Here is a 2,863-nt window from a genome sequence, read left to right on the forward strand (position 1 = left end):
GTCCATGGTCATGCAATCTTCTTTTCAAGGGCACGCAGACGCTCGCGCAGGCCGTGCAGGTTGCGCAAGGTTGCGGCGTTCTTTTCCCAGGACGCATTGTCGTCGATGGGGAACACGCCGCTGTAGGTTCCGGGCTGCAGGATCGAGCGCGTGACGACGCTCGCCGCGGAGATGTTGACCCGGTCGCCCAGCTTCAGGTGGCCGAGGATCATGCCGGCACCGCCGATCGTGCAGTTGGCGCCGATCGTCGTGCTGCCGGCAATGCCGACGCAGCCGGCGATCGCGGTGTTGCGTCCGATGTGCACGTTGTGGGCCACCTGGATCAGGTTGTCGAGCTTGGCGCCGTCCTCGATGACGGTGTCGGCCAGCGCGCCGCGGTCGATGCAGGTGTTGGCGCCGATCTCGACATCGTTGCCGATGCGCACGCCGCCAAGCTGCTCGATCTTCTCGTAGCGCCCCTGGGTCGGCGCGAAACCGAATCCGTCGGCACCGATCACGGCCCCGCTGTGCACGATGCCGCGCTCGCCGATGTGGCAATCGGCCAGCAGCGTGACGCGCGGCGCGAGACGCGTGCCGGCGCCGACGCTCGCGCCACGACCGATCACGCAGTGCGCCCCGATGACGGCGCCGGCGCCGATGCGCGCGCCGGCCTCGACCAGCACGAACGCGCCGATGCTCGCGCCGGCGTCGATCACGGCGCCCGCCTCGACGACGGCACTCGGGTGGATGCCGGCCGCCACCGCCGGGCGCGAGCGCGCCGCCCACCACTGCGTGAGCTTCGCGAAGGCCAGGTAGGGGTCGTCGCAGACCAGGGCCGCGCCGCGGGCGACCGCTGCATCGCGCATGGCCGGCGCGACGATCACGCAGCCGGCGGCGCTGGCCGCGAGCTGCGCGGCATAGCGGGGATTCGAGAGAAAGGAGATCGTGCCGGGCGTGGCGCCCTCGAGCGGGCCGATGCGGTCGATGCGCAGCGAGGCGCTGCCGATCAGTTCGCCGCCGAGCTGGGCGGCGATGTCACCGAGTTGAACCGCATCCACGGCTCACTTGCCGCCTTGCTGGGCGTTCAGCGCCTTGATCACCTTGTCGGTGATGTCGATGCGCGGGCTGGCAAAGACGACATCCTGCAGGATGAGGTCGTATTTGTCGGTCTCGTAGATCTGCTTGATGACCTTGTTGGCCCGCTCCACCACCGAGGCCAGTTCCTCGTTCTTGCGCTGGTTCAGGTCTTCCTGGAACTCGCGGCGCTTGCGCTGGAACTCGCGGTCCTGGTCGATCAGGTCGCGCTGGCGGCGGGTCTTCTCGGATTCGGCCAGCGTCGGCTGGTCTTTCTCGAGCTTGTCGCCGGCCGCCTTCAGGCGGGTGCCGAACTCGTTCAGGTCTTTCTCGCGTTTCGAGAACTCGGCTTCCAGCTTGGTCTGCGCCGCCTTCGCAGGCACCGCATCGCGCAGCACCTTGTCGAGGCTCACGTAGCCGATCTTCAATTCCTGCGCCTGCACACCCACGGCTGCGAACGCCAGCGTCGCGGCGGCCAGCACGAGATGCAGGGACTTCAATCTTGAGCTATTCATTAGAACGCGGTCCCGATCTGGAATTGCAAACGTTGAATTCTATCTGTTGACTTGTAGCGGATGGGTTCGCCGTAGCTGAGCTTCAGCGGGCCCACCGGCGACACCCAGCTCAGCCCGATGCCGGCCGACGCCCGCATGCTCTCCCAGGTGGGCTTCTCGTTCTCGCCCCACACGTTGCCGGCATCGACGTAGCCGAAGATGCGCAGCGTGCGGTCGTTGCCCGAGCCCGGCACCGGCAGGTACAGCTCGCTGTTGATGTTCAGCCGCTTCGGGCCGCCGCTGTACGAGCCGACCACGTCGACCGGCCCGAGCGAGCCCTGGTCGAACGCGCGCACCGTGCCGAGACCGCCGCCGTAGAAGTTCTTGAAGATCGGGTAGCGCTGGCCGTTCAGGCCCCGGCCCCAGCCGAGCTCGGAGTTGAACGCCAGGGTGTACTTCTTGGTGATCGGGATGTACAGCTGGTACTGCGTGTTGGTGCGGACGTAGCGCGTGTCGCCGGCGGCCCCCCATTCGATGTTGATGCGCTTGAAGCTGCCGTCGTTGGGCACCAGCGCGCTGTCGCGCAGGTCGCGCGACCAGCCGATCGTCACCGGCACCGAGGTGCTTGCATCGCCGTAACGCAGGCGGTACAGGAAGTAATTGTTGGGCAGCGAGGTCGCCCCGCGGATCTCGGTGCGCTCGATGCCGATGCCGAAGAACACCGTGTCGTACTCGCTGAACGGCACGCCGAAGCGGATCGACGCACCCGGCGTCACCAGCTGGTATTCCTCGCCCTGGCTGTTCAGCGGCTTGACGGTGCGGTAGTACAGGTCGACCGCGCGCGAGATGCCGTCGATCGTGAAGTACGGGTCGACCGCGCTCAGGTCGAGCGTGCGGCTCGAGCGGCTGGTGTTCAGCTCGATGCCGAGGTAGTTGCCCGAGCCGAACACGTTGTCCTGCCGGATCGATGCGTTCAGCGCCAGCCGGTCGGCGCTCGAGAAGCCGGCGCCGACGATCAGGTTGCCGGTCGGCTTTTCCTTGACGGTCAGCGTCAGGTCGACCTGGTCCTGCGAGCCGGGCACCTCGTTCGTCTCGACGTTGACCTCGCTGAAGTAGCCCAGCCGGTCCACCCGGTCGCGCGACAGCTTGATGCGGCGCCCGTCGTACCACGACGATTCGAACTGCCGGAACTCGCGGCGCACCACCTCGTCGCGGGTGCGGCTGTTGCCGGCGACGTTGACGCGGCGCACGTACACGCGGCGCTGCGGATCGCCCACCAGCGTCAGCACGACCTGGCCGGTCGCGCGGTCGATGTC

General features: G+C 67.4%; 3 protein-coding genes. All 3 read right to left on the minus strand.

The genetic code is table 11. The features are described from left to right. Positions 1-8: 8 nt before the first annotated feature. Complete coding sequence (gene lpxD / locus AC1D12_RS29935) at positions 9-1,037, minus strand: UDP-3-O-(3-hydroxymyristoyl)glucosamine N-acyltransferase (RefSeq protein ID WP_477844865.1); 1,029 nt, start codon at positions 1,035-1,037, stop codon at positions 9-11. A gap of 3 nt (positions 1,038-1,040) precedes the next feature. Continuing rightward, entirely contained in the window at positions 1,041-1,553 is a 513-nt protein-coding gene (locus AC1D12_RS29940; RefSeq protein WP_047502572.1) for an OmpH/Skp family outer membrane protein, read from the minus strand. A 14-nt stretch (positions 1,554-1,567) separates the two neighbouring features. Beyond that, the coding region (bamA, locus tag AC1D12_RS29945) for an outer membrane protein assembly factor BamA (protein WP_477844867.1) at positions 1,568-2,863 on the minus strand (1,296 nt) is incomplete at its 5' end.

This window comes from Rhizobacter sp. P1_G5, from assembly GCF_056405435.1.